This window comes from Sphaerisporangium aureirubrum, assembly GCF_042658925.1.
In the GTDB taxonomy this organism is placed as follows: domain Bacteria; phylum Actinomycetota; class Actinomycetes; order Streptosporangiales; family Streptosporangiaceae; genus Sphaerisporangium; species Sphaerisporangium aureirubrum.
In genome coordinates, this window is sequence record NZ_JBHSRF010000071.1 from 21,875 (window position 1) to 42,270 (window position 20,396).

Here is a 20,396-nt window from a genome sequence, read left to right on the forward strand (position 1 = left end):
GACCCGGGGCCCGTTCCCCGCCGAGTGTGTACAAATACACGTACTGGAACGATGTTCGGTCGGCGTTCCGTATATCCGGTGAAAGTCGCCCCACCGGGGCCCGGAAAACAAACGACACGAGGGGCGAGAGTAACGATGATCGGTTTTCACGGCTACGCGCAGGCCGATCCCGAATACTACGCGCCGCTCTCCGGCCTCACCGGGGCGGGCCGCCGGTTCACACCGGGCGGCGTCCCCGGGGGATGGACCTCCACGGACCAGGACATCTGGACCCGCTGGACCGCCGACGGCGTCGAGGTCCCCGACCAGGGCTGGAAGGTCCACGTGTCGGCGCGGCTGGAGCGGGCGGACGCGGTGCTCGGCATCGTGGCCCGCGCCTGCTTCGCCGAGCGGGTGGCGTTCAAGCACATCGCCGCCGAGACGTTCTTCCTCGTCCTGCACCACAAGCACGGGCCCCGCCCCCAGTCGGGCAAGTTCTGCGCGATCTACCCGCCGGACGAGGCGACCGCCCGCCGGCTGATGGAGCGCCTCACCCGGGACCTGGCGGGCGAGCAGGGGCCGTACATCCTGAGCGACCGGCGGTTCCCGGGCTCCGGCGTCGTGCACTACCGCTACGGCGCGTTCCGCCGGCGCGGCGGGACACGACCGGACGGCACCCTCGCGTCGCTGGTGCGCGACGGCCACGGCCGGGACGTGCCGGACACCCGGGGCGTGTCGTTCGCCCCGCCCGCCGGGATCACCGACCCCTTCGCGCCCGAGCCCCCGGCCACGCCGCCCGGGCCCGTGGTGATCAACGGGTACGAGATCCTCCAGGCGGTGCAGCCGAGCAACTCCGGCGGGTCGTACAAGGCCAGGGACACCCGCACCGGGCGCGTCGTGTTCATCAAGGAGGCACGCGCGCACAACGGCCTGTACTGGGACCGCACCACGGCGGCGCAGCGGCTGCGCCGGGAGTACGAGACGCTGCGGGAGCTGCACCGGGCCGTGCCCGGGGTGTGTCCCGAGCCGCTGGACCACTTCACCGAGTGGGAACACGACTTCATGGTCACCGAGTTCGTCGAGGGCGACTCGCTGCACGCCTGGATGGCGCGGCACGCGCCGCTGGTCCAGGCCGGGCGCGGGGCGGCCGGCCACACCGCCTACCACGTCGAATGCCTGACGATCGTCGACCGGCTCGACGTCCTCCTCGGCCGCATCCACCGGGCCGGGTACCGCTACGGCGACCTCAACCCGCGCAACGTGATGGTGACGCCCGAGGGCGCCAGGCTGGTCGACTTCGAGTCCTGCGCGCCGGTCGCCGGCCCGCTCGTCCGCATGGGCGCGCAGGGCTACGCGCCGCCGGACTCCGTGCCGCTGACCGGCCCGTTCACCTGGGACGACTACGGCCTGTCCGCCATCGCGCTCGCGCTGGTCATGCCGATGCACGACGTGGTGAGCCGCAGCCCGGGGAACCTGCGCTGGGTGCGGCGGGAGGCGGGGCGGCACGCGCCGGTCCCCGGGCGGCTCTGGCGGCGCGCCACCCGCTTCCACGACGAGCACGACCCGGCGCCGGACAAGGTCCTGCCCTCCCCGGACGACCTGGACGAACGGCCGCGGGAGAGCCTCACGCGGTTCGCCGGGCACGTCCGGGACGGGCTGCTGGGCATGCTCAGCCCGGACCGGCCTCTGCCCACCGTCCCGCACGGGTTCGAGACGAACACGCTGTGCGTCACCTACGGGCTGGCCGGGGTCCTGCACGCGCTCCTGGTCACCGGGTCGCACGTGCCGCCGGAGCTGACCGGACGGTTCCTCGCCCGGGCCACCGCCGAGCGGGACGCGCTCCCGCCAGGCCTGCACATCGGCGCGGCCGGGGTGAGCTGGGTCCTCGCGGACCTCGGCCTGCTCGGCGAGGCCGAGGACCTGCTGGCCACGGCCGCCCGCCACCCCGCCCTCGGGGACCGGGCCGGTACCGGCACGGCGACGCTGGGCGAGGGATGGGCCGGGGTCGGCATGGCCGCGTTGCGGCTGCATCGGGGCACCGGGGACCAGCGTCATCTGGACCTCGCGGTGCGGGCCGCGGACGGGATCGCCTCGCTCGGCGATCCGCGGGCCGCGCTCGGCGCGGGCAACGCGCGGGGCCTGCTGCACGGGCGGTCGGGCATCGCCCTGTTCCTGCACCGGCTGGCGGCGCGCACCGGAGAGGAGCGCCACCTGGCGCACGGCCTCCGGCTGCTGCACGCCGAGCTGGACCTCGCCCTCGAACTGAAGGACGGCGCGCTGTCCTTCGCCGACGACGACACCGCGCGGCGCGCCCTGCCGTACCTCGGCACCGGATCGGCCGGCGTCGCCCTGGCCCTGACCCGGTACCAGGCCGCCGTCCCCGGCGAACGGATCGCCGCCGCCCTGCCCCGGGTGCTCGCCGACACGGCCAAGACCTACTGCGGCGTCCCCGGGCTGTACCCCGGCCTCGCCGGCCTGGCGTTCGCCCTCGCCGACCACGCCGAGATCACCGGCGACGCCGCCTGCGCGCACGCCGCGCTGGACGCCGCCCGCGGCCTGGTGAAGTACGCCGTGCCCGACGGCCACGGCGTGCGCTTCCTCGGCGACGGATCCCTGCGGTTCAGCGCCGAACTGTGGAGCGGCGGCGCGGGAGTCCTGCTCGCCCTCCACCGGGTCCTGCACGGCGCCTCGGGCCACTTCCTGCTCGACGCCTGACCCGCGCCCCCGAACTTCCGGCCGCCACCACCGGCCGGTCCCCCTCGCACGTGAGAAAGGAGGTGAACCGACATGACCACGATCCTGGCCCTCCAGGAGCTCGGCGCCGAGCTGGAGCAGGACGCCCCGCTCAGCACCCTGAGCTGGCACTGCGGCTCCACCAACTGAGGCCCCCTCCCGAACGAGCCCCTGGAAGGGGGTGAACCGACATGACCACGATCCTGGCCCTCCAGGAGCTCGGCGCCGAGCTGGAGCAGGACGCCCCGCTCAGCACGCTGAGCTGGCACTGCGGCTCCACCAACTGACGCACCACGTGACCGATGGAGACGGGTACCCCTGACGGCCCGCACGGTGCCGCACCCGACCCGAACTCCCGGCACGGACGATCGAGCGCGGCCGGCCCCCGGACGACCCGGTGGCCGGCCGCACCGTCACCCCCAGCCACGACCCTTACGTCAGGACCCTCGATGAAGACCTCCGCCACCCGCCTCCGACTCGGTACCCACCGCCCCGGCCGGTGGGCGAGGACTCCTGCGAACCGGGACCTGCGCCTCTACTGGGGCGGGCAGACCGCCACCGCCTTCGGGTCGGTGTTCACCGCGATCGCCGTCCCCCTGGTCGCCGTGCACGCCCTCGGCGCCTCACCGGCCGAGACGGGCCTGCTGGCCGCCGCCGCGAGCCTGCCGCTGCCGCTGTTCGGCCTGTTCATTAGCGCGTGGGCCGACCGGCTGCGCACCCGCCGCCGGGTGCTGATCGGCTGCGACCTCGCCATCGCGGGCGTGCTCGCCGCGACCCTGGCGGCCGTCGCGGCGGACGTGCTCGGCGTGTGGACGCTCGCCGCCGTCGTGTTCCTCGTCGCCACCGCCGGAGTGATGGTCGAGACGGTGTACATGGTCCACCTGAAGAGCATCGTCGCCCCCGCCGGCCTCGTCACCGCGCGGGCACGGCTCAACCGCGGCGAGTACATCGGCGGCACGCTCGGCCGCGCGCTCGCCGGGCCCGCGGCGGCCCTCGGGCTCGCCGTCCCCTTCCTGGTCGACCTGCTGGCCCGGCTGCTCAGCGCCGTCACCCTGATGCTCATCCGGTCCCCGGAGACACCCACCGCCCCGGCGCCGAACCCGGAGGGAAGGCGGCTGCCGCGGGACCTCGGGGCCGGGTTCCGGCTGCTCGCCACGCAGCCGTTCCTGCGCGGCCTGGTCCCGTTCCTGGCCGGGCAGCAGGTCGTGGCGGGCATGACGCTGGCCCTGGTCGCGCCGTTCCTGCTGAACGTCCTCGGCGTGCCCGCCGGGTGGTACGGGCTGCTGTTCGTGCTGCTCGGCGTCTCCGGCGTGGCGGGCACGTTCCTCAGCGAACTGCTGTCCCGGCGCCTGGACCCCGAACGGCTCACCCTGCTCGGCCTGCTCGGCGCCGCGCTCGGCACCGCCGCGCTCCCCCTCGCGGGCGGCCCGCTCACCGCCGCCGCGGCCGTCGCCGCGCTCGGCATCGGCCTGCCGCACCTGTTCGCCGCCATGGCCAACATCGGCCTCGTCACCTTCGTGACCCTTCGCGTCCCCGACGAGGTGCTCGGCCGCGTCTCGGTCAGCGTTCAGCTGGTCACCGCCGCGGGCGCCACCGCGGGCGCTCTGCTCGGCGGCCTGCTCGGCACGGCCCTCGGCGTCCGCCCCGCCCTGTGGGCGGCGTTCGCGCTGTCCGCGCTGAGCCTCCCCCTGCTCGTCCCGGTGCTGCGCCTCATGCGCGCGGGCGACCGGCCCGACGTCCCGGCACCGGTATGAGCCCCGCCTACCCGCCCGCGCGCCGGGACGGCACGGCCGAGGTGCGGCACGGCCGGGTCATCGAGGATCCGTACCGCTGGCTGGAGGACGCCGTGTCCCCGGAGACCGTGGAGTGGTCGCGCCGCCAGCAGGCGCTCACCGCCGCGTACCTGGACGCGCTGCCGTCCCGGGCCGCGTTCGCCGACCGGCTCGCCGAGCTCGGCCGCACCCGGATCTCGTCGGTGCCCGTCCGGCGCGGGGGGCAGGAGTTCTTCGTCGCACCCGCCGGGCACGGCCTCGCGCTGCACACCCGGCGGCCGGGCGGGGCCGAGCGGGTGGTGTACGACCCGTCCACCCTCGGCCCGCCGGGGCGCGTCTCCCTGGACGGGTGGTCCGTGTCCCCGAGCGGCCGCCTGCTCGCCTGCCAGACGTCCCTGGACGGCACCGAACAGGCCGTGCTGCGAATCGTGGACCTGCCCACCGGCACGGTGACCGGCGCGCCGATCGACGGCGTGCGCTACTCCACCGTCGCATGGCTCCCGGACGACTCCGGCTTCTTCTACGTACGCACACCCCCCACCGGACACCCCGGCCCCCCGCCCACCGGACGCCCCGGCCCCCGTGTGTGGCTGCACCGGCTCGCCGGCGGCGAGGACGTCCCGGTGTTCGGGTCCGGCGCCGACCCGCGCGCCGTCCACCGGGTGCGCCTGGACCACGGGCGCTGGCTCGTGGTGTCCACCCGCACCGGCACCGATCCCGCCAACCGGCTCCACCTCGCCGACCTGGCGTCCACCCCCGCCGCCGCCCCCCGCTTCACGCCGATCCCCCTCGCGCCGGGCACGCGGGCCGTCGCCCAGGTGAGCCGTCAGGGCGTCGTGTACCTGCACACCACCGAGGGCGCCCCTCGGGGCCGCATCGTGGCCCTGCGCGCGAACGACCTGCCCCTCGGGGACGACCTGCCCCTCGGGGACGACCTGCCCACCGGGAACGGCCCGGCCCCCGCGAAAGACCCAATCCCCGCGAAAGACCCGGCTCCCGAGAGAGACCCGGCCCCCGGGAAAGGGCCGGCCCCCGGGAAAGGGCCGGCCTCCGAGAAAGGGCCAGCCTCCGAAAAAGGGCCGGCCTCTGGGAAGGGGCCGGCGGGAACGCGAACCTCCCCCGTGGAGATCGTCGCCGAGGACCCCGGCGCCGTGCTGTCCGCCTTCGTCCTGCTGGACGACGACGGGATCCGGACCCCCCGCCTGCTGGTCTCGCACACGCGGCACTCGGTGGCCGAGCTGACCCTCAGGGACGGTGCCTACGGGCGTCCGCTCGCCACCGTCCCCCTCCCCGGCGCGGGCACCGTCCGCGACCTCACCGCCGACACCGCGGCCCCCGCCACGGCCTGGTTCACCTACACCGACCACCTCACCCCGCCCACCGTCCTGCGGTACGGCACCCACGAGCCCGCGAACCCCCTCCCGGGGCACCGCACGGGGATCGCCTCCTGGCAGGAGACCTACACCTCGCCGGACGGCACCCGGATCCGCATGTTCCTGCTGGCCCCGTCCCGGCGCCCCGACCGGGCACGGCCCGCGCTGCTCACCGCGTACGGCGGTTTCGGCGTGCCCATGACCCCGTCGTTCGACCCGAACGTCCTGGCCTGGGTGGAGCGGGGCGGTGTGTTCGCCGTCGCCTGCGTCCGCGGCGGCGGCGACGAGGGCGAGGCGTGGCACCGCGCCGGGCGGCGCGAGCACAAGCCGAACACCTTCGCCGACCTGCACGCCGCCGCCGCACATCTCGTCGCTACCGGCCGGACCACCCCGGCCCGCCTGGGCCTGATCGGTGCGAGCAACGCGGGCCTGCTGGCCGCCGTCGCCGTCACCCAGCGCCCCGAGCTGTACCGCGCCGCCGTCTGCCTGGCCCCTCTGACCGACATGGCCCGCTACGAGCTCTCCGGAATGGGCCGGGCCTGGCGCGCCGAATACGGCACCGCCGACAACCCCGAGGACCTCGACCGGCTCCTGGCCTACTCCCCGTACCACCAGGTCACGCCCGGCACCCCCTACCCCGCCTGCCTGTTCGCCGCCTTCGCCGCGGACACCCGCGTGGACCCCCTGCACGCCCGCAAACTCACCGCGGCCCTCCAGCACGCCACCACCACCCCCACCGCCCCGATCCTCTTCACGTCCTACGAGGCCCTGGGCCACGGCCCCCGCCCCGTCCCCGCCGCCACCGCCCTGGGTGCCGACACCCTGGCCTTCCTCGCCCACCAGACGGGCCTGTCAGAGAGCGAGGACCCGGGCGGCGGCGTCGAGCAGGGAGTCACGGTAGCTCCCGCCGTACAGGCAGACATGCACCAGCAAGGGGTGTAGCTGGTGCAGGGGGACCCGCTCCCGCCAGCCGTCCGCCAGGGGCGTCTCCTCCTGGTAGGCGGCCAGCACGGCACCGAGGCGCGGCAGCCCGAAAAGGGCGAGCATCGCGAGATCGGTCTCCCGATGCCCGCCGTGCGCCGCCGGATCCACCAGCACGGCCCCGTCGGCGACCCACATCACGTTCCCGCTCCACAGGTCCCCGTGAATCCGCGCGGGCGGCTCGGCGGGACCGGCGACAGCGGGCAGACGCTCCGCCACCCGATCCAGCACCCCGGCGTCCCGGGCCGAGAGCCGCCCGGCGTCCCGCGCCGCCCGCACGAACGGCGCCAGCCGCCGCACGGCGTAGAACTCCGCCCACGCCCCCACCGGCCGGTTGTCCATCGGTATCCGCGCGATGAACCCCGCCCACGGCGCCCCGAACCCCTCCGCCCCCGCCGCGTGCAGCCGCGCCAGCCCCCGCCCGAACCCCTCCGCGGTCCGCGCCGACGCCACCCCCGCCTCCACCCAGGACACCACCAGCCGCTCCCCCGTGACCTCCAGCACCTCGGCCACCCCGACCGCCCCCGCCTCCCCCAGCCACCGCAGCCCCGCCGCCTCGGCCGCGAACACCGCCGCCGACCCTGAGGTGGCGTCCGTCTTCACGAAGACCCGCCCCCACTCCGGCGACTCGGCCTCCCGCAGCTCCCACGCATGGGACCGGCCAAGCGAACGAACCGTCCTCATCTGACCGCCTGCTCCAGATGCTTCGCCAGCCCCTCGGCGGCCGTCTCCACCATCTGAAGCACTTTGACGAACCCGTCGGCCCCGCCGTAGTACGGATCCGGCACCTCGGCACCGTCCGGCGCGGACGCGTCAAAAGACCGGAACAGCCGGATGTCGGTCCCCGAAGGCGCCATCCGCCGCAACGCCCGCAGATTCTCCTGATCCATGGCCAGCACAAGATCGGCCCGCCCGAACCACCCGGACTCGAACCGCCGCGCCCGATGCGCCGCCCCGTCGTACCCACTCCGGGACAACACGGCCGCGGCCCGCTCGTCCATGGGCTCCCCCGCGTGCCACCCCCCGGTCCCCGCACTGTCCACCGTCACCAGCTCCTCCAGCCCATGATCAGCCAGCACCCGCCGCACCACGATCTCCGCCATCGGCGACCGGCAGATGTTCCCCATGCACACAAGACAGACGTGATAACTCATCCCCCAAGCATGCAACACCGGCCGCACTCCGCCGGACGCGACGGTACCCGCGAATCCGCCGCTGAAATGGGCTACTGTCACCATTAGTCGTGCATTCCCAGGGAGACGCATGGAGTACGCGATCCCGTTACGGCCGTCCTTCCGCTATGTCCACGAGCCATTGCAGGTAGGCGACGGCGCCATCCCCTTTCTCGGTGACATGGCACTGGTCGACGAACTCGCGACCCGTGTCGGATACTCCCGGGGCGGCACCTTTCTCATCACCGGATTCCGGGGCATCGGCAAGACCACATTGGTGACGCACGCCCTGCACCGCATCGCCGAGAACACCGAGCCCGACGAGATCGTGGTCCCGGTCGTGCTCAGCGTGGCCCGGCCCGTCACCCCCGACCGGCTGCTGTACACCGTGCTGCGCCGCACCTACGAGCAGCTCAACGAGCTCGGCGGCCTGCGGCACCTGCCCGACGAGGCGCGGCGTTCCCTGCTGCTGGCCTACCAGCGCACCTCGGTCATGCTGAAACAGTCGAACACGGCGACGAGCGAGGCCGGGATCTCGGTGTCGTCCGGCGAGAAGGGCGTGCCGGGGGCCGGCCTGACGGCCAAGCGGGGGCGCACGATGGCCACCGAGGCGTCGTACCTCACCTACTCCGAGCACGACGTCGAGTACGACCTGACCCGCGTCGTGCGCGCCTTCGGCGGGCAGGCCGCCCCGTCGTTCAGGCGGTCCCGGCGCCGCCTGTGGGGCGGGCGGCGGGCGGCCCGGGTGCGGCTGGTCGTGGTGCTCGACGAGGTGGACAAGATGACCGCGGGCCCGACCGGCCTGTCGGTGGTCGAGGACCTGCTGACCAGCCTCAAGACGGTGCTCACCATGCGCGGCGTGCACTTCCTGGTCGTCGGCGGCCCCGACCTGTACGACCACGCCCTCAAGGACGTGGGGCGGGGCAACAGCGTCTACGAGAGCGTGTTCGCCTGGCGCCTGTACGTGCCGTGCACCTGGGACGCCGCCAAACGGCTCCTGGAGGCGGTGACCGCCGAGCGCGTCCGCGGCACCGAGGAGCTGGAGCGGTACCTGAGCTTCAAGGCCCGCGGGGTGCCCCGCCGCCTGCTCCAGGAGTTCAACGAGCTGGTGACCTGGGACGACGGCCGTCCGGTGATCAGGCTGGACGCGGCGGCGAGCGACCGCATCGGCTTCTACGCCAAGCTGGAACGCCTCCTGGACGACCTGCACCAGGAGACCGGCACCTTCCTGTTCCCCATCGCCATCGACGAGGACCGCCGGCGGCTGAGCGCCTACTACGTCATCGACTGGATCCTGCGCACCAACGGCAGGACGTTCAGCGTGCTCGACATCCTCGGCAGCACCCACCAGAGCGAGCTGGACCCGCTGCTCGGCATCTCGCGGCGCCGGGTGGACCGGCTGCTGGCGCACCTGGCGGGCCACGGCGTGATCGAGGCGGTGCGGGAGCTCGGCGCGACCGCGACCATCATCCCGGACGTCGCCGCCGCGCAGGTCACGGCGTACAAACTGGTCGACAACGTCAAGGAGATGCTGCTCGGGCTGGCCCGCCACCACGAGAGCGAGCGCGGCGGCCGGTCCTTCGCCGCGCCGCCCCCAGGCCCCGACGGCTTCTCCGGCACCTCCGCCGACAACCTGGTGGCCGACCGGTACATCCTCGGCGCGCGCATCGGCGCCGGCGGCATGGGCGAGGTGTTCAGCGGCTTCGACCTGCACCTGCGCAGGGACGTGGCCATCAAGGTCCTTTACAGCACGGCCGCGGGCAGCCCCGCCGCGCTGACCCGCTTCCGCCGCGAGGCGGAGATCACCATCCGCACCCGCCACCCCCACCTGGTGGCCGGCTACCAGTTCCTCGACGATCCCCGCGTGGGCCCTGCACTCGTCCTGGAACTGGTGGAGGGCACGGCCCTGGACGACCTGGTCCGCGACGGCGGCCCCCTGCCACCCGCCGCGGCCGTCCAGGTGGGCGTCGCCCTGGCCGAGGCGGTGGAGTACCTGTCCGGCCAGTCGATCATGCGCCTGGACCTGAAGCCCTCCAACGTCATCGTCTCCCCCTTCCGCGGCCCCGTCATCATCGACCTCGGCGTCGCCCGCGAGGAGGGCTCGGACCACCTCACCGACACCGGCATGTTCATCGGCACGCCGGGTTACCTGGCCCCGGAGACGGTCGAGGGCCTCGACGACGACTACAAGTCCGACGTCCACGCCCTCGGCGCCGTCCTCTGCTACGCCCTCACCGGCCGCCCTCCTTTCGGCAAGGGCACCCTGGAGATGGTCTTCTACAACATCACCACCGGCAAGATCGACCTGGAAGCCGACATCTCCCCCGCCCTCCGCACCGCCGTCCTCAACGCCATGACCCGCGACCCCGCCCTCCGCTCCACCCCCCGCGAACTCCGCGACGCCCTCCTGTCCACCCCCGAGGCCACCCTCCTCCCCATCCCCTGGCCCACCCACCCGAACGAAATCACCGGCGAAATCCCCGGCAAGTTCTCCCAGCCCTCCCCCGACGACTCCCCCACCAGAACCGCCGCCCGCCCTCTCCCCGGCATCTTCGCCCCTCCCCCTCCCGTCAACGTCCCCCACCTCGAGAACGACCACCTATTCCTCACCAGAGAGGTCCGATTCCCCAAAGCCCCGGAACAGCCCACGCCCTGATAGTCCGGGCCGGACTGCCACCCCATTTCGTTATCAACCCGATGTACCGCAATTGCCGCGTGCCCCTCGTCTCCCGGAGCTATGGTTTAAAGCGCTACAACGACCGGCTTAGGCATTAGTGACCGCCTTAAGACGGTATATAAGTGCTTTATTCCGGTAAAACGGACAGGAGCCGCGGGTGAGGAGATGGCGGGGGGTGGCCCTGTCCCTGATCATCGGCATCCTCCTCATCATGGGAGCGCCGGCGGTCTACCAGGCCCTCACCGACGACGGATCGGAAGGCGACGCCCTGCGCGCCCTCTGCCTGTCGCCCACCTGGCGCGGCAGGTTCACCGAAGTGGGGCTCACGCTCGGCACCATCCCCGCCGTCAAAGGCACCGACGTCGACCTCGGCGGGAAGCCGCTCACTCTCGAGAAGTGGCGCGAACACCACGAGGCCGCCTTCGAGCGCACCTGCAAGGCCATGCGCGCGACCGTCCCGGGCCTGCCCGCCCTGTCCGGCGGCGACAGCGGCTGGGCACCCGCCCTCCAGACACTGCTCGGCGCGCTCGCCGGCGGCCTCGCCACCCTCGGCGTGACCGCATGGCAGAGCGCCCGCAGCCAGGCGGCCACCCAGGCGGAGAGCCTGCGTCAGGCCGCAAGGGAGTTCCGCCAGGAGGCCGAGCGCTACCTGGAGCAATGGGAGGACCCGGACGGCGGACGGCCCTCCCACCATCCGGTGCTGATACGGCGCATGGACCTGTCCTCCAGACTGCTTCAGATCCAGCGACTCCATCCGCGCTGGAAGTCCCCCGAGCGGCTGCTGAGGACGCTCGGCGAGGAACTGTCCATGGGCGACCAGAGCTGGTGGCTGAGCCTCGGGAAAAACCTCGGTGACGAGGCCGGGAAGCTCAGGGCCAAGCTGAAGCGGTTCGACGAGGAGGTCGGCGTTCTGTCGGAGTCGGTACAGCATCCGTTGTGGACGCGCCGGGACAAACGGGACGTGGAGCAGGGGGATCCGCTCAAGGGTGCTCCCGCGACGGCCGCCGTCACCGCGCCTGGCGAGCCCCCGGAGTAGCGACGTTGGCCATCATCAATCCTTTCGGATTCCCCGACCGGCCGAGACGCGTCAACGACACGCCGCTGCGCCCGTGGGAGAAGAAGAACGACGGGAAGTGGTACGTCGACATCGACGACACCGAGACGGCCTTCGGCGAGTTCCAGGAGACGTTCACTCGGAACGGTGCCGTACGCCAGGGCCATCTCGTGGTGGCGACCGGCGGCACGGGCCAGGGCAAGACCTCTTTGATCAACCGCTGCGTCGCCTGGTTGCAGGACCACGCCGCCGGAGACAGCAGTTTACAAGTCTTCGACTTTTCCGGAGGCTCCAGCGGCCTGACGGTCGCCGAGCAGGAAATCAATTTCTACCAACGCCTGATCGGGCGATTGAAACGCCCCCTGAGGCTCACGGAGCATCAAGTCGAATCATTGCTGGCGAGCGAGGTGCAAACCGGGTTCGACACGCTCAGTGAGTTGTTGCCCGACATCCAAGGAGTGGCGCTCGTCCTGGCTCCGCCATTGACGAATGTCGCCCAGGTGGAGATGTACGCCAAACTGATTCGCAGTGACATGATCTTCTTTACGGAGGGCCAGGATGATGATATTATCAAAAGTTGTGCCCGGAGATCGCGGTCCCAGGACAATGTGATCCGCATCCAGGCGGGGGAGTTGAAGCCGGATGACCCGCAACTGTTCGTACAAGAGCGGACAAGTCGCCAGATCGGCGACGAGGACTCCTTTCCCGATATACCCCCCGAAGTGGTCACCGCGATGATGAAGAAGGTCCGCCCGGAGATCGTCTCCATCCGCAAACTCCAGCTAACGCTCCACACACTCTGCGAACACGTCGTGGCCGATAACCGCGACATGGTGTCATTGAACGACATCGATCGGTGGAGAACCATCCAGCAGGAACTGCTGGCGACGTAGCCGACGCGCCACGGAGATTGACAGGAAAAGAGGCCGACAATGGGCGCCGACCATCGCGACGACCCCGAATCGTCGGGAGCACCGGTTTACCGTCACGCCTCTGTCGCCCGCCTGTCCCGGTACCATTACAACGAAGACAACTACGAACCGCCGCCGACCGTACGCACGCCCGCCGTCGTGAATCTCGTCCAGTACATCAACGATTATTTCCGGGCCACCTTCGAGACAAAACCGTCCGTGATATCGGGCTCCGGCGGATGCCTCTTCATCAGCGGTGAATACGGTATCGGAAAGACCCATCTCGCCCAGATCGCCTGGAATCGCATATCCGCGCACAGCGACGACACGGTGCACCGGCTCCTCCTCGACGTTCCGCGCGAGAACTTCCTCACCATGTACCGCGAGTATCTGATCGACCAGATCGACCACAACGACCTGTTCGAGCGGGTCGAGGACTATTACCGGTACATCGTGGCCGCCGAGTTCACCGGCCCGGACAACCGCGGATCCGCCGACCCCATCGCCGAGGGACTGAAACGGCGTGAACTCGATCCGCAACCGGTCGTCCAGAAACTCGGGCTCGTCGAGAGCACCCTGCGCGCGGATCTGCACCGGAAACTGCGCCTGGTCACCGAGGCCAGGAAGTTCAGCGTCGCCCTCTCGCTGATCCTGGACCCCGACTACAGCGACGCGGTCTGGGAGTGGCTACAGGGACACCCGCCGTCCACGCTGCTGCGCGAGCGGGGCGTCACCGAGGCGATCGACAGCGACCGGGCCGCCCTGGACGCGCTCGGCGTGCTGGCGTTCGTCTACGGCCGCATCGGGCACCGGATGGCGTTCGTAGTGGACGACCTGCACGTGATCATGAGCGATCTGGAGGAGCGGCGCGTCCCGTTCCTCCAGGCCTTCGAGCGGCTCGTCAACGTCTTCATCGACGTGGGCGGGCTCCTCGTCGTCTGCGGCACACCCGAGGTCGAGGAGGCGCTGTCCCGCAGCACCCGCGACCGAATGCAGGTGATCAGGCCGAACAGGTTCACCGCCAAGCACACGGAGAAGTACATCGAGGACAGCATGCCCGAGAACCCCTCACTGTTCGCGCCGGGCGCTGCCGCGTACATCACCGAGCTCGCCGACGGCCTCCCCCGCCGCATCCTGCAGCTCATCGACCAAGCCGTAGAGATCGCCGCCCGTAACCGCAGCCGGGTTTCGGACGCCACCGTGCGCGCCGCGGTGCGGGCGGAGTACGAGCAGGTGCCGCTGGACGAGGTGCGCCGGATGGTCTGGCGGACCCTGGAGGCCGAGGGACGGCCGTTCAGCGCCGACCAGCCCGCCGGAGAGGGTGGCGGGGCGATCATCGACGCGTGGATGCCGATCGGCACCCAGGCGGCGGTCGCCGTCATCGTCGTGGGGGCACTCCTCATCTCCGAACAGATCCCGGCGATCGACCTCAAGGTGTCCGCGGCCCGGTCCGCGGTCCCGGACTGCGAAGTGATCCTCGTCGTGAACGGGTACGTCGCCGCGTCGCTGCGGACGGACGTCTCGTTCATCACCGGCAGGCAGCCCCTGGTCTTCGAGAGCAGGGGCTTCCCCGGCGAGTTCCGTGAGGCCACCCGGGCCGTCATCGGCAAGGTGGAGAACGCGCTGCAGGAGGACGTGCTCGCCGTCGTCAAACGGCAGGTCGACCGGATCGGCCTCCAGCAGGCCTACGGCCAGACGCTCATCGAGCAGTTGGCGGGGATGTTCGACACACAGCGCGCCGAATCGGACCGCCGCCTGAACGCCATACAGGGGGAGCTCGCCGAGCTGAGCCGGTCGGCGGCCGGGTCGAGGCCGGGGCAGGCGGACGGGGCTCCGGTACGGGCGGCGCGGCCCCCGGGGCTTCCCGACGACGTGCGGATGTTGTTCGACACGGCGCTGGACGCGGTGGAGCAGGTCAGCGATGTGGGGGGGTTGTTCCGCGCGGAATTCGACGCCGTGACGGCGGAGCCGCCCGCGTCGGGCGGGGGAGACATGCCGCTCAGCCGGCTCCTGACCGCGCCGGAGATGTTCCGGTCGTTCGGGGTGGCCATGTTGCTGCGACGGCTGATCGAGACGTTCCGCGACAGCGTCGGCGAATGGTTCGGCAGCATACGCGCCACGGGGGCGGGCGGGCGGGCGGCGCCGACGGTCGAGGCCGACCTGCCCCGGCTGCTCGCCATCTGCCGCACCTACGACGAGACCGTGGACGTGCTGCCGCTGTTCCGCCTGAACAACCTGATCAAACTCATGTCGCGGAGCCGGGAGCCCGAGGGACCGGCCTACCCGCGCTCGGTGCGGATCACCGAGGCGCTGGACAACCTGGGCGGCCGCGTGTACGACGGCGCCAGGCGGGCCATCGGCATCTGACGGTCACGACGGGAGGGAGAGCCCCCTCCGGACGGTGTCCACCACCTCACGCAGCCGCCACTCCGCGTCGTTCACCGCCCGCTGCCAGAGGGTGACGCCGAAGACCAGATGCTCAGGGGTCGGCCAGTGGTAGTACAGCGCCCCCTGCTGCATGTCGAGCACGATCCGGTCGAAGCGGCGCCCCATCACCGGCCGCAACTTGTGGGCGAGACGCAGGGTCTCGTGCCGGGCGGCGCGGGCCTGGCGGTCGTACATCCTGCGGCGTTCTTCCGGCTCGACGTCCGCGAAGAGCGCCAGCGAGGACGCGTCCAGGATGTCCGCGGCGAAGAGCAGGCGCCAGTCGCGGTACAGCGCCAGGTAGTGCAGATCGTCCGGCGCCAGCAGGGTGGCGGCCTGGCGGCACAGTTCGTTCTCCCGCCCGGTGGCTTCCCCGCCTTGCGACAGGTGGGCATGACTCCGGCCGGTGACGGCCTTCTGCCCGGAACCGGTGCGCCCGCCGGCCATCTCGTCCGGCAGGTGGTACGCCTGCCGGATGGCGGTCACCAGGGAGAAGAACTCCCGGTCGGCGGTGTCCACGGCCCGGGCGCAAGCCTCGGCGCCGAGGTCGCGGCGGGCCTTCACCATGATGCCGACGAGGTGCTGGTCCCGGCGCACCCGGCCGCAGAAGATGACCAGACGCTTCTCCTCAAGCACCGTGCGCATCAGCTCGCCGGTGTCGAGCTCGGCCAGCGCGCCGTCGTACGCCTTCATCTGGGCCACCACGTGGCATCCGGCGTTCCTGAACGCCGCCCGCCGCGCCTCGTGCTCCGACGCCGGATCCCCGTAGGCGTCCACGTCGAAGACGCAACTGCCCTTGCTGTACAGGGCGACGTAGGCGATCTGCTCGGACCTGCTCACGGTCGGCGAGCACATCTCCCTGATGTCGCCGAACCTGGCCCCCGCGTAGGACGCCAGCTTGACCGGCCGGGGCGGCCAGGTGCCTAAGTGCGTCTGATCGTCTGGGCGGCTCACCGTGGTCTCTCCTGTGGGGTCATGTTCCTCTCCCGCTGCCGGATGCCGGTCATATCTCTGGCATTTCCAGGTCGATGTGCGCGCGGGACCAGCCATCATCGGCGTCCCTCCGCGACATTCGCACCCGCGTGTCCTTCTGATTGGTCTCGGCCAGCCGCACGATGTGGTTGGCCGGGCCGAAGGCGTTGTGCAGGATCTGGTGGCAGTCCTCGTCCAGAGCCAGAGCCTCGTCCAGACGGCCCAGACGCACCAGGGTGCCGGCGTGGTTCATCGCGGCGGCCTGCGTGAACACGTGCATGTCGCCGAAACTTTCCCGCATCCGGGCCAGTGCCTCGGCACCCAGGATCGCGGAACGGTCCTCGTCGCCGGCACCGGCCACGTAGACCGCCAGGTTGACCCTGCAGACCACGGTGAACGGGTGATCGGGCGCGAACACCTGCTCGTAGTCGGCGAGGGCCCGCTCCGCCTGCCTCACCGCGTCGGCGTGCCGCCCGACCGCGTACAGGTCGGCGGCGAGGCTGAGCGCGCAGGACAGGGTGCCCTGCTGGCGTGGCCCCTGGAACGCCAGGTACTTCGCCAGCACCTTCTCCCGCCGGTTCAGCGCCGGAACGGTCCTTCCCAGCAACCGCTCGGTCACCGCCAGGGCGTTCTGCGCGCGCAGCGCGCCGAGGCTGTCCATCGGGTCCCCGACCATCGGGCGGCCGGTCTCGTCCTCGCCGGACGCGCCGTCCTGCCCGGCCGGTGATTGCTCCCGCAGGTCGCGAGCGCGCAGGTCCTGGTCGCGCAGGTACGCCGCGGCCTTGCGGACCAGGTCGGACGACTTCTCGTAGTCGCCGAGGTCCCGGTGGTAGCGGGCCTCGCCGCACGCCAGCCAGCACACCACGGGGTCCTGGTCGCCGAACCGCTGCCGCAGCCGCTCGTGGGCGTCCTGCGCGAACTCCAGCGCCTCGACCGGGTCGGCCCACAGCAGCGCGGACAGCGCGCGGTTGTTCATGGCGCGCACGGTGTGGGTGTGGTCGTCGCCGAACAACGCGCTCAACCCGCCGAGCACGGCCTCGTCGTGGATGTGCGCCGCCTCGAACCGCCCGCGGGCCCGCTCGTTGGCGGCGTGCCCGGACTGGGTCATCAAGGTGCGTGGGTGCTCCGGGCCGAGGGCGCGGTCCGCGCGCTGCGCGTCGAGCGCCGTGCCGCTGGCCACCGCGGCCTTTTCGTGCAGCCCGAGGTCGCGGTAGGCGTTGGCCAGCTCGATGAGCAGCCGGGGCCGCAGCCCGGCGGCAAGTGCGGGGTGCCGCTTCCACCGGGCGTCGGCGCGTTCCCCGATCTCTTTGGCGCGCTCCCACCCACTCTGGTCGTTCAGCCCCCAGAAGTGGCGAACCTGCTTGACGACCCACTCCGCGACGGCCGGATCGTCGCTGTCCAGCGCCCCCGAGGGTTCGAGATGGTCCGCGAGCTGGGACAGCACCTGCTCGTGCCACCCGTGGACGCCCTCGGCGTCCGTGGGCGCGCACCCGGCGAGCGCCGTCAGCACCTCGGCGCGCGTCGCGGCCAGTTCCGCGTCCGTCATCGCGGCCTGGATCATCTGCTGGAGCAGGCGGTGCATGACGATTCCCGGGGACGCGCCGGACTCCAGCCGGGCCAGGCCGCGGACCTCGATGTCGCGCAGGACGACGTCGATGAGGAAGGTGTCCGCCAGCCGGGACGGCGTGTGCTGTCCCGGCCGCTCCTCGGCCCGGGCCAGCAGGGCACGGATGGAGGGGGCGTAGAGCAGGCGAGCGGAAAGCCCTTCGCCCGAGAGCAGGGACAGCGCGGTGAGCAGCCACACGCCGGCGGGCCCTCCTCTGCCCTCCCGCAGGCCGTCCAGCGCGAGCGCCAGGACGGCCCGGTACTCGGCGGAGAACGGGGAGGTGGTCTGGGCGAGCCTCCGGGAACGCTCCCTGATGGCGGTCAGGAACTGATCGGCGGCCTGCTCCAGGCTGGTGGGCAGGGACCGGTCGTCTGTCAGCGGCGTCAGGCGCGCCGCCGTCCACGCCGCGCCCAGCTCGACCGCGAGCGGCATCTGCTTGGCCGCGGCGGCCATGCGCGTCGCTTCCCTGTCCGCGAGGCCGGGCAGGTGCCGCCTGATCAGCGTCAGGCTCTCCTCTTTGAGGAACGGCCCGAGCGGGACGCGGCGGCGCGTTCCCCAGTCGCCGCTCTGCGACGTGATGATCACATCGCAGGTGGCGGACTCCGCGGGCAGCAGATCCTCGACCGCCGCGGGGTTCTCGGCGTTGTCGTAGATCAGGAGCCAGCGCTTGCCGCCGGCCCCGGCCTCAAGGTGGTCGAGAAGCGCCCGTGCCGCGTCGGAGCCGGTCGGCAGCTTACCCGCGACCGCGTACTCGCCGAGGCTCGCGCGCAGCCCGTGCCGCTGTTCGGCGGGCAGCCACGCCACGTAGTCGTAGGCCGGGGCGAAGCGATGCGCGAACTCCAGCGCGATCTGGCTCTTCCCCACTCCGGCGTCGCCGGAGATGACCACCGGGCGGGCCAGGGTGCCTTCGAGGACCTTGTCGCGCAGGGACTCCAGGATGGCGTCCCTGCCGACGAACCCGTGGTTGCGCCCCGGCAGGCGATGCTCGACCGGCCGTGCCGGGTAGCGGGGAGGCGGCGGGCACGGCACCGGGGCCGAGAACCCCAACCGGTCCCGCAGCGCGCCGAAGGCGCCGACCGCGCCGCGTTCACGCAGGTCGATCAGGGGCAGGCCGGCGAGCTCCGGCCCGAGGTCGCACTTGTCGACCTTGACGACGGATACCTTGGGATCACCGCCCGTCCCCGCGGCGGCCTTGCACCGTTCGACGAGCCGGGCCACGCCGCCCACCCCGTGCGGAGTGAACCTGGAGACCACGATCAGGACATGGGGGTCCTTGCCGTTCCAGCGCTGGTCGCAGCGGTCCGGCATGACGTCGAGGGTGTCGATCCCCGAGTGGCGCAACTGGGCACTGATCCACTCCGCCCACACGCGGTCCTGGGGTGCCCGGACCACCAGCACGCCACTCGGTTCCGCGACGGGCACCGGGGCGGGCTCACGGTCGGCGACGGCCTGCGCCACCGGCCGGTACGCCGCCAGGGAGCCGCCCCCCGCGCCCGTGGCGTTGTCGAACGGGAGGTAGGGGATCTCGATGAGCACGCCCGCCGGCCACCGGAACATGTCGCGGACGTGTTCCCTGGCCTGCCGTAGCTCGTCACCGGCACCGGCGTCCACCAGCATCATCACCGGGATGACCTTGATCGGCCGCTCGGCGCGATCCACGATGTCCTTGGCGTTGGCGGCGCCCTCACCCACCGCCCGCGGCCCCACGGTGAAGCAGATCACGACCGTGTCCGGGATCAGCACGGTCCACAGCTCGGTGCTCGGCGGCTCGTCGCTCGGCGCGTCGACGAGCACGTGGTCGTAGCCGCCGCCGCGCAGGCCGTCGCGCAACACCCTCGCCCGGACCGCGAAGTCCTCCGGGGTCGAACGTCCGGGGGGAACGACCCCGCGCACGGTCAGGACGTCGATGCTCCCCTCGCCGTCGTGCCTCACGGCGGTCAGCGCGCCGGACGGACCGCCTTCCACGGACCACTCCCGCTTCTGGCCGGTCAGCCGCAGGCAACGCCGCAACTCGCGGGACTCGTGCTCTTCCTCCACCACCAGGACCTTCGCGCCATCGGCCGCGAGGAGGCGGGCCACACCGGCGATCGTCCTGGTGCGGCCGACGCCCGCCCGGGAGGAGTAGAACGTGGTGATCGGCGCCGGCTCAGCAGTCATCGTGCCGCCCTGGGGCCCGGTTCCCGGCGATCCGAGCGCCGTGCCTCACCGGGCGCTGGAGCGGAATCGGTCCAGTCTTTTCCTCGAATCGGACACGCCACACGTCCCTTCGAAAACTGGCCGTCGTTACCAGTGGAATTGCCCTCACCCCCCACGGCCTGGGTATTCGATGGTTGGACGCGCCGCTCCCCCGTCTGGTGTACCGGCGGTGTCCGCATTCGTGGCTCCAGGATTTCAGATCGATTGTAGAAATCCAGCGAACGGTTCGCCGTCGTCGGTCATCTCTTGATAGATGCGCAGGAGGGCCGCGGCTCTCAGGGAATCCGATGCTGCGAGGAGTTCGAGGTCGAGCTGGGCCACGTCGGGGAGTTCCGAGCGCAGGTCCGGCTCTTCTTCAGGCATCCCGCACACCGCCGTTTCCGGTCGACAACCTAGTTCCGGCCCGGCGTCGCAGGTGGTCATGGGAAGGGCGTGTCCCTAAAGGACGTGGGACGCCCACTCCCCCGGCAGGCAGGCCGTCAACGCGAGGCCATGTTAGTCGCTCGAACGCTACTTGCCACTACTTTTCATTACCTAATATTTTCA

The 20,396-nt window shown here is 71.7% G+C and carries 14 protein-coding genes; 9 read left to right on the plus strand and 5 right to left on the minus strand.

Annotated elements, in window-relative coordinates; translation table 11 throughout:
• Positions 1 to 135 precede the first annotated feature (135 nt).
• The 5 genes from lanKC (at position 136) to ACFP1K_RS32270 (ending at position 6,799) form a co-directional block, all read left to right on the plus strand.
• Positions 136 to 2,694 carry a class III lanthionine synthetase LanKC gene (lanKC, locus tag ACFP1K_RS32250; RefSeq protein WP_380760472.1) on the plus strand — a complete coding sequence of 853 codons (2,559 nt, stop codon included), beginning with the start codon at positions 136 to 138 and terminating at the stop codon, positions 2,692 to 2,694.
• A 72-nt stretch (positions 2,695 to 2,766) separates the two neighbouring features.
• Positions 2,767 to 2,862 carry a class III lanthipeptide gene (locus ACFP1K_RS32255; RefSeq protein ID WP_380760475.1) on the plus strand — a complete coding sequence of 32 codons (96 nt, stop codon included), beginning with the start codon at positions 2,767 to 2,769 and terminating at the stop codon, positions 2,860 to 2,862.
• Positions 2,863 to 2,903: 41 nt separating this feature from the next.
• On the plus strand, positions 2,904 to 2,999 hold the full coding sequence (locus ACFP1K_RS32260; protein WP_380760475.1) for a class III lanthipeptide: 96 nt from the start codon (positions 2,904 to 2,906) through the stop codon (positions 2,997 to 2,999).
• Positions 3,000 to 3,161: 162 nt separating this feature from the next.
• The gene (locus ACFP1K_RS32265) at positions 3,162 to 4,466 is read left to right on the plus strand and encodes an MFS transporter (RefSeq protein WP_380760477.1); all 1,305 of its coding nucleotides are present in this window, start codon (positions 3,162 to 3,164) and stop codon (positions 4,464 to 4,466) included.
• Entirely contained in the window at positions 4,463 to 6,799 is a 2,337-nt protein-coding gene (locus tag ACFP1K_RS32270) for a prolyl oligopeptidase family serine peptidase (protein ID WP_380760479.1), read from the plus strand. Before ACFP1K_RS32265 ends, ACFP1K_RS32270 begins: the two co-directional genes overlap by 4 nt.
• On the opposite strand, the gene ACFP1K_RS32275 is transcribed toward ACFP1K_RS32270, so the two are convergent.
• Positions 6,710 to 7,522, minus strand: a complete 813-nt coding sequence (locus ACFP1K_RS32275) for a fructosamine kinase family protein (protein WP_380760481.1) — start codon at positions 7,520 to 7,522, stop codon at positions 6,710 to 6,712. The two genes, ACFP1K_RS32270 and ACFP1K_RS32275, sit on opposite strands and share 90 nt — an antisense overlap.
• Positions 7,519 to 7,992: a low molecular weight protein-tyrosine-phosphatase gene (locus ACFP1K_RS32280; RefSeq protein WP_380760483.1), complete on the minus strand. Its 474-nt coding sequence runs from the start codon at positions 7,990 to 7,992 to the stop codon at positions 7,519 to 7,521. Before ACFP1K_RS32280 ends, ACFP1K_RS32275 begins: the two co-directional genes overlap by 4 nt.
• Positions 7,993 to 8,101: 109 nt before the next feature.
• On the opposite strand from ACFP1K_RS32280, the gene ACFP1K_RS32285 reads away from it, so the two are divergent.
• The 4 genes from ACFP1K_RS32285 to ACFP1K_RS32300 all read left to right on the plus strand — a co-directional run bounded on the left by ACFP1K_RS32285 (position 8,102) and on the right by ACFP1K_RS32300 (position 15,019).
• Positions 8,102 to 10,666, plus strand: a complete 2,565-nt coding sequence (locus tag ACFP1K_RS32285) for a serine/threonine-protein kinase (RefSeq protein WP_380760485.1) — start codon at positions 8,102 to 8,104, stop codon at positions 10,664 to 10,666.
• Positions 10,667 to 10,844: 178 nt separating this feature from the next.
• The gene (locus ACFP1K_RS32290; protein WP_380760488.1) at positions 10,845 to 11,723 is read left to right on the plus strand and encodes a hypothetical protein; all 879 of its coding nucleotides are present in this window, start codon (positions 10,845 to 10,847) and stop codon (positions 11,721 to 11,723) included.
• Positions 11,724 to 11,728: 5 nt separating this feature from the next.
• Positions 11,729 to 12,634 (plus strand): hypothetical protein, encoded by a 906-nt coding sequence (locus ACFP1K_RS32295; RefSeq protein ID WP_380760491.1) that lies wholly within the window; start codon positions 11,729 to 11,731, stop codon positions 12,632 to 12,634.
• 177 nt (positions 12,635 to 12,811) lie between these two features.
• The gene (locus ACFP1K_RS32300) at positions 12,812 to 15,019 is read left to right on the plus strand and encodes a hypothetical protein (RefSeq protein WP_380760493.1); all 2,208 of its coding nucleotides are present in this window, start codon (positions 12,812 to 12,814) and stop codon (positions 15,017 to 15,019) included.
• 3 nt (positions 15,020 to 15,022) lie between these two features.
• On the opposite strand, the gene ACFP1K_RS32305 is transcribed toward ACFP1K_RS32300, so the two are convergent.
• The 3 genes from ACFP1K_RS32305 to ACFP1K_RS32315 form a co-directional block, all read right to left on the minus strand.
• Positions 15,023 to 16,030 (minus strand): hypothetical protein, encoded by a 1,008-nt coding sequence (locus ACFP1K_RS32305; protein WP_380760496.1) that lies wholly within the window; start codon positions 16,028 to 16,030, stop codon positions 15,023 to 15,025.
• 49 nt (positions 16,031 to 16,079) lie between these two features.
• A complete protein-coding gene (gene fxsT, locus ACFP1K_RS32310; RefSeq protein ID WP_380760497.1) occupies positions 16,080 to 19,811 on the minus strand; it encodes an FxSxx-COOH system tetratricopeptide repeat protein in 3,732 nt (1,243 codons plus the stop codon).
• A gap of 234 nt (positions 19,812 to 20,045) precedes the next feature.
• Positions 20,046 to 20,273, minus strand: a complete 228-nt coding sequence (locus ACFP1K_RS32315) for a hypothetical protein (protein ID WP_380760499.1) — start codon at positions 20,271 to 20,273, stop codon at positions 20,046 to 20,048.
• Between the last annotated feature and the right edge of the window lie 123 nt (positions 20,274 to 20,396).